We start from the raw sequence: 6,888 nt of genomic DNA, 5'->3' as shown, positions 1-6,888 counted from the left end.
CCGAAGTAATCGCGAAACCCTTTGGGCGTCACCGCCTTGGGGCGCGGGGCTTTCTTTTCCTTGGCCATGGGGATGTCATCCTTGCCTTGCAGTCGCGGGCCAAGCCTCTAGCGGATGGGGCCATGCGGGGCAAGGCAGCATCGCGCGCCATGCCTCTTGACCGGGCCGTCGCGCGACGATACCGCCCATGCCATGGATCATCTGGAAATGAAAATCGCCCATCTCGAACGCAGCGTCGATGACCTTTCCGAGATTGTCACCCGGCAAGCCGATGACATCGCCATGCTCAAGCGCCGGGTCGAGATGCTGATGCAGCGCGAGGCCGAACGCGAGGCGGATCAGGGCAGCCACGTCTTTGCCGGTCAGGAAAAGCCCCCGCATTACTGACGGTGCGCATCAACCGCCCCGCGTTGTCCTGTGTGCAACATGCCCTGAAGATCTGGCCAGCCATTCCAATCCCGCGGAATCGCACCTACTCCCGGAATGCACCGTGCCGACCGAGGCGGCGTGACAGCTGCCAGGTTATCGCCGTCAATGCAAAGCCCAAAAGCACGATCAGAAACGCCCCCGTGACAAAGAGCCCGAAAGCCACGACCATGGGCGCGCCATCAATGGCGATGTGGTTGGCCAGCGGTGCCCAAAGCCCGCCCGCAAGGACCACATGCCCCATCGTCGCGGCGAGCCAGCCCAGGACTGCCAGACCGCCCAGCACCACTGCCCAATGAACCGGCGCTGCGCCGGTGGCGCGAAACCCATGCCGCAGCGCAGTGAACTGTCGTCCAAGGTCCGATTGCACAGCGATCAGGGCCGGCACGACCAGCAGCACCAGGAGCATGCCAAAGCCCAGCCCGTAGACCAGCGTGACCACCGTCGGCATGAGAAACTGCGCCTGCTGCGATTGCTCGTAGAGAAGCGGGGTCAGCCCCAGAACAGTGGTCAGCGTGGTCAGCATCACCGGCCGCAGCCGGTCCGCCGCCCCGTCGATGATCGAGGGGATGAGGCCACGGTCCCGGGCATGTTCATCGATCGTGGTCACCAGAACGATCGAATCGTTGATGATGATCCCGGTCATCCCCAAGAGGCCCACCACCGTGAACATGCTCAGCGGCACATCCCATGCCGCATGGCCATGGATCGTGCCGACAAGGCCGAAGGGAATGATCGCCATCACCACCATCGGTCGGGTCCAGCTCGAGAATGCCCAGGCCAGCACGGCATAGATGCCCACAAGGCTCAGGATCAGCCCCAGGAGCGCATCGTTGAGGAACTCGCTTTCCTGTTCCGCAAGGCCCGACAGGCGCCATTCGACCTGGTGCCGGCTTGCGATCCCGGGCAGGATATCGGTTTCCAGCGCACGCATGATCTCCTCGGCGCGGGCCGGATCGTCCTCGGATATGTCGCCCGTCACCGACACGGTGCGCAGCCCGTTCTCGCGCCGCACGGTCGAGAAACCGGCCCGGGTCTCGACCTCCACGATATCGGCCAGCGGCACGTATTGGCCTTGCGGCGTGCGCATCTGGCTGCGTTCGAGAAAATCGGCCGACAGTTCCCCGCGCGGCAACTCGATGCGGATTTCTGCACTTCGCGGCCCGTCGGGATAGGTTGCGGCTTCCAGCCCGTTCAGACGGTGACGCAACACCCGGCCCAGCCCGTCGATGTCAAAGCCCAGCGCCTGTCCCTGCGGCGTCAGATCCAGGACCAGCTCATCCTTGTCATAGGCCAGGTTGTCCTCGAGCGCGCTGACCTCGGGATAGCGGCTCACCGCCTCCTTCAGAGCCTCCGCCGCCGTCTTGAGCGTTTCGGCATCGGCACCATAGAACTGTACGTCGAGCGCCTCGCCCCCCGGTCCTGACCGCCAGCCGCGAAAGCTCAGCGTTTCGGTCATCGGGTGGCGCGTCACCCTCTCCTGCAATTCGGCCACGAAGGCGAAACTCGAATAGGGGCGCAGATCGGCATCGATCAACTCGATGGCGATCCCACCCAGAAGATCGGCATCCTTCACATCCGATCCGGGAAGGGGGCGCCCGGAATTTCCACCCACCTCGGCAATGGCATAATCGATCGGGTTGCGGCCGTGGCGGGCCTCGTATTCCTGCGCCAACTCCTCGAGCATATCCTGCATCAGGCGCATTTGCTCGATCGTGTCGGCCCGCGTCGCGCCGGGCACCATCGCCCAGTTTCCGGTCACGCTGCCCTGTTCGGGCGCGTTGAAGAACCGCCACTGAACGTCGCCGCGCACGACCTGCGCAACCTGGATCGCCAGCAAAAGGACCGTTCCGGCCATCACCGGATACCGCATCCAGACGACACCGGCGATGAACGGGCGAAAGAGCGTCTCCCGCACCCAGACGAACCCCCGGTTGACCACCCGCGACGGCAGGTCATACCAGTGATCGCGCAACCCCGCGCGGTGCAGCGAATGGGCCATGTGATGCGGCAGGATCAGGAAACACTCGACGAGGCTGGCAGCGAGAACGGCAATCACGGTAAAGGGAATGTCGGCGATCATGTTGCCCATCCGCCCCGATATCGCGGTCAGGGCGAAGAACGCGATGATCGTGGTCAGGCTCGCCGCAAAGACCGGCAGGGCCATCCGCCTTGCGGCATTTTCGGCGGCCTCGACCGGCCTCTCGCCACGCTTGACACGCGCATCCGCATGCTCGCCCACCACGATGGCATCATCCACCACGATCCCCAGCGTGATGATCAGCGCGAAAAGCGAGATCATGTTGATCGTCAGGCCGAACGCATACATGATCGCGATCGCGGTCAGCATCGACACCGGAATCCCCGCCGCCACCCAAAAGGCCGTGCGCGCATTGAGAAACAGGAACAAAAGCCCGACAACCAGCGCCAGACCCATGGCCCCGTTGTCGATCAGAATATTGAGCCGCCCGCTGATCGCCTCGGCACGCGTGCGGATCAGCTCCATCTCGACGCCGGCAGGCAGCGTCGCCTGCATCTCGGCGGCGACCTCCTCGACCTGCCGCTGGATCCGGATGGCATCGCCCTGCGCCGAGCGGTCGACCCGAACCGAGATCGCCGGGTTCTCGCCCACGAAATAGCTGCGGTTCCGGGTGACCCCTTCGACCCGCAATCGCGCCACGTCCCCCACGGTCAGTTTCGCCCCGTCCGGTGTCGATCGCAGCACGACCTGCGCCAACTGATCGACATCGCGCTTTTCCACACCGGTGCGCACGCGGGCATTGGCCCCTTCGATATCGCCGGCCGGATCGGCATCGACCTCGGCGGCGATGGCCTGTGCGATATCGGCAAAACTGATATCATGAGCGATCAGGTTGACGCTGGGCACCTCGACGATGGTGCGCGGCGCCGCGACACCCCGGATCGTGGTGCGCGTGACCCCGGCAGCAAACAGGCGGGTGACAAATTCATCGGCAAAGCGGCCCAGCTGCTCGCTGGCCACAGGCCCGGTGATCACCACATCCGTCACCCGGTCACGCCATGTGCCGCGCGTGACCCTGGGGTCTTCGGCCTCCTCGGGCAAGGTGGTCAGTTGATCGACTGCCGACTGCACGTCATCCGCGGCCCGGGCCATGTCATAACCCGGCTCGAATTCGAGCGAGACCTGCGCCCGTCCCTCGCGCGAGGACGCGGTCGAGCTCTCCACCCCTTCGACCGCAAGCAATGCGGGTTCCAGCAACTGGACAATCGCCGAATCCACATCCTCGGCCCCGGCACCTTCCCAGACCACGCTCACGCTCACGCTGTCGATGATCACATCGGGAAAGAATTGCGCCCGCATCTGCGGCGTGGCGGCCAACCCGGCAACGATCAGAACCACCAGCAACAGGTTCGCCGCGGTCGCGTGCCGCACGAAATAGCTCAGAAGGCCGCCCGGACCACGCAGCGCCATGACTCAGCCCCCCATGCGCGCTTCGATGCGTGACACGGTCTCGGCAGGCACTTTGGACTGAGCGAGTTCCGCCAGAATGCGGCTCTTGACCGATTCCGGCATTTGGCGATTGCCCTCGATGAAGGCGACAAGGCGCGCTCGCCGCTCTTCGCTCAGTTCGAGCATCTCGGGCTCCGTTGCGGTCTCGGTCGGGCCGGTGCGAAGCGGGCGCACCTTGATCCCCGGCCCCAGAAGTGGTGTCCTGTCGGCCACCACATCGCGTCCGGCGAGGTTCTCTGCGCGGATCACGATCTCGTCACCCTGCCGCCGCAGCAATTCAACTTCGACCCGCTCCAACCTTTCGTCGGAGTCCAAAGCCAGAACGTCGCCGGCAGACCCAAGCGCCCCAGCGGGCAACACGATCACCCCGTCGAGCGGTGGTTCCTCGATTTCGACCGTGACGAAATCGCCCGGTTTGAAGCCCCGCGACTCGTCCAGCCTTGCAAACAAGAGCCGCCCGGTCTGACCCTCGCCCACCGCCGCACTGTCGCGGACAAGCTGTCCCTGTGCGGTCACGTCCATGCCGAACACGTCGAGGACTGCCCGCACCGGCGCCCGGCGAAGGCGGCCGTCCTCTTCCAGCAGTCTGACATAATCACGGGTCGACACCCGGAACGCGACTTCGAGCGCGGATTCATCGATCAGTTCTGCCAAAAGGGTATTTGCTGAAACCAGCCCGCCCTCCACAAGGGCCACACCGCTCAACATGCCGGAGAATCCGGCGCGAAGCTCCATGTCTGCCAGTCTGCGCTCGGCTTCGCCCAGCGCGATCCGGGCGCGCACCATGCGCGTTTGGGCATTGTCCAGTCGCGCTTCGGCCTGTGCGATGGCCTGCCGTCGCGAGATCACCGTTGCCCGCGCGGCACTTGCGGCCAGTTCGGCGGATTCCACCGCGGCGTCGGAGCCGACCCCGCGCTCGCGCAGGTCGAGTTGCCGCTGCAAGGCGCGCTCCTGCAGCACCACCTGTTCTTCCGCCGCCGCTCGGTCGTCGCGGGCCAGATCGAGCGCGCGGGCGGCATCGCGGGCCTCGGCCTCGGCATCCTCGAGGTCGCTCGCGGCACGATCCCGCTCGTCCTGCGCGTCCGCCGGATCGAGCCGCAAGAGAAGTGCGCCCTCCTTCACCCGGCCACCCTCGACGAAGTCATCCGACAGCTCGATCACCCGACCACCGACCGAAGCACGGATGTCGAGTGTCCGGCTGCTCTTGATCTCGCCATAGGAGGTCAGGACCGGCGCAATCTCCCCGGTTTCGGCACGCACCACGCGTACCGCGAATTCGCGCTCGGTCTCCTGCGGCACCCGCGCCTCGCGCGCCATGCGTGCCTGCATGGCCTGTTGCAACGTGTATCCGGCATAAAACAGCCCGCCCAATGCCAGCGACAGCAGGAAAAGCCCGGTCAGGCTCTGGCGCAGAAATCGCATCGTCTAATACCTTTGAAATCCGCCTTCACAAAGTGGCGGCCACATCGAGTGCGACGCCCGGATTAGCCAAGCCGGTTGCCACATAACAGCTGTTTTACGCGCAACAGGCATCTTTCCGTCGCCCGTCGTCTCAGAAATCGTCCAACTCGAGAAGAGTACGGCGGTAATTGTCGATCAGATCGAACTGCACAACCTGCCTCCTGTTCAGGAAACCGAACCCCGCCCCTTCGGCCAGACTGATATCCTGTGTCCCGATACGCCGGTCCAGCGCAAAGACATGGACAACGGCATCGGCCCGGGCCTGGCTGGCGAACATGACCAGCGGCTGCAGGCCATCTGCCGAGATGTCGATGCCGGTCTCCTCGTGAAATTCCCGGCGCGCGGCGGCCTCGGGCGTTTCGCCTGGCTCGATCCCGCCACCGAACAGGCTCCATTTGCCTGGCGCCACGATCCCGGGCACTGCATCGCGAAGCTGCATCAAAACGCGGCCCTGCCGATCGCGCGCCAGCACCGCCGCCACACGCCAACGCACCGGGTCCGGAAGCGGGCCGACAACGTGAAATCCGTCGCTCATTTCTGCCTCAGATGCTCGTCAAGCCGCGGCATGATCTCGACGAAATTGCACGGGCTGTGACGATAGTCGAACTGCCATTGCAGGATCTCGTCCCAGGCGTCGCGACAGGCACCCGGGCTGCCGGGAAGGGCAAAAAGATAGGTGCCGCCCGCAACGCCCCCCGTTGCCCGGCTCTGCACGGCGCTGGTGCCGATCTTCTGCATGCTCACGATGGAAAAGACCGTGGCAAAGGCCTCGATCTCCTTTTCGTAAACATCACGATGCGCCTCGACCGTCACGTCGCGCCCGGTCAGTCCGGTGCCGCCGGTGGAAATGATCGCATCCACGTCCTCACGCGCGATCCATTCACGCAGCTGGTCGGCAATCTGGTCGCGCTCGTCGCGCACGATCATCCGGTCGGCCAGCACGTGCCCCGCCGTCTCGATCCGTGCCACCAGCACCTCGCCCGATCGGTCTTCTTTCATGTCCCGCGTGTCCGACACGGTCAGAACCGCGATCCGCACCGGGATGAAATCCTTGTTTTCGTTGATCTGTCCCATGCCTAAAGCTCCGCCTCGATCTCGAACCAGCAGGGCCGGGGGCCAAGGTTGACCACCTCGCTTCGCCCGATCCGGCCACGTTCGCCCCAGCATTCGTGAACATGGCCGCACAGGACCAGCGGGGGCTGCACGCGCTCAATCGCCGTGCGCACTGTGTCCGAGCCCACCGATATTCCCGTCGATGTCCGGTCGGCCACCCCCTTGGGCGGTGAATGGCTGATCAGGATATCGGCGGCGTCGCAGGACCCCAGAAGCACCTCGGCCTCCGCCTCGTCCAGGTTGCAGGACCAGTCACCGAACGGTGGCGGCGGCACCGCGTAGCCGAGGCCAAAGAGGTGTAGCCCCTCGATCTCGTGCCCCTGCCCATGCAGGACGACGGCGCCTTGGGGCGCATCGCGTCGCAACTCATCGGCACTCTCGACATTGCCGGGCACCAG

6 protein-coding genes are annotated in these 6,888 nt (G+C 64.9%); 1 reads left to right on the top strand and 5 read right to left on the bottom strand.

The window, feature by feature from the left end; genetic code table 11:
* Positions 1–192: 192 nt before the first annotated feature.
* Positions 193–387, top strand: a complete 195-nt coding sequence (locus ACESL9_RS16215) for a SlyX family protein (RefSeq protein ID WP_372612432.1) — start codon at positions 193–195, stop codon at positions 385–387.
* Positions 388–472: 85 nt separating this feature from the next.
* On the opposite strand, the gene ACESL9_RS16210 is transcribed toward ACESL9_RS16215, so the two are convergent.
* The 5 genes from ACESL9_RS16210 to ACESL9_RS16190 all read right to left on the bottom strand — a co-directional run.
* On the bottom strand, positions 473–3,877 hold the full coding sequence (locus ACESL9_RS16210; RefSeq protein ID WP_372612434.1) for an efflux RND transporter permease subunit: 3,405 nt from the start codon (positions 3,875–3,877) through the stop codon (positions 473–475).
* Positions 3,878–3,880: 3 nt separating this feature from the next.
* Positions 3,881–5,338 (bottom strand): efflux RND transporter periplasmic adaptor subunit, encoded by a 1,458-nt coding sequence (locus tag ACESL9_RS16205; RefSeq protein ID WP_372612436.1) that lies wholly within the window; start codon positions 5,336–5,338, stop codon positions 3,881–3,883.
* Between the two features lie 130 nt (positions 5,339–5,468).
* Positions 5,469–5,912, bottom strand: a complete 444-nt coding sequence (locus ACESL9_RS16200; protein WP_372612438.1) for an NUDIX domain-containing protein — start codon at positions 5,910–5,912, stop codon at positions 5,469–5,471.
* Positions 5,909–6,451: a molybdenum cofactor biosynthesis protein B gene (gene moaB, locus ACESL9_RS16195; RefSeq protein WP_372612440.1), complete on the bottom strand. Its 543-nt coding sequence runs from the start codon at positions 6,449–6,451 to the stop codon at positions 5,909–5,911. The genes ACESL9_RS16200 and moaB overlap by 4 nt, the downstream gene beginning before the upstream one ends.
* A gap of 2 nt (positions 6,452–6,453) precedes the next feature.
* Positions 6,454–6,888, bottom strand: a 435-nt coding sequence (locus tag ACESL9_RS16190; protein ID WP_372675203.1) for a serine/threonine protein phosphatase, incomplete at its 5' end; no start/stop codon positions are given.

It is taken from the genome of Aquicoccus sp. (assembly GCF_041686535.1).
Taxonomy (GTDB): domain Bacteria; phylum Pseudomonadota; class Alphaproteobacteria; order Rhodobacterales; family Rhodobacteraceae; genus Aquicoccus.
This window is presented reverse-complemented; position numbering and strand designations above follow the sequence as displayed.

Coding starts and splice junctions, on each gene's coding strand:
- ACESL9_RS16215 (WP_372612432.1), top strand. CDS start 193: ATGGATCATCTGGAAATGAAAATCGCCCATCTCGAACGCAGCGTCGAT.
- ACESL9_RS16210 (WP_372612434.1), bottom strand. CDS start 3,877: ATGGCGCTGCGTGGTCCGGGCGGCCTTCTGAGCTATTTCGTGCGGCAC.
- ACESL9_RS16205 (WP_372612436.1), bottom strand. CDS start 5,338: ATGCGATTTCTGCGCCAGAGCCTGACCGGGCTTTTCCTGCTGTCGCTG.
- ACESL9_RS16200 (WP_372612438.1), bottom strand. CDS start 5,912: ATGAGCGACGGATTTCACGTTGTCGGCCCGCTTCCGGACCCGGTGCGT.
- moaB (WP_372612440.1), bottom strand. CDS start 6,451: ATGGGACAGATCAACGAAAACAAGGATTTCATCCCGGTGCGGATCGCG.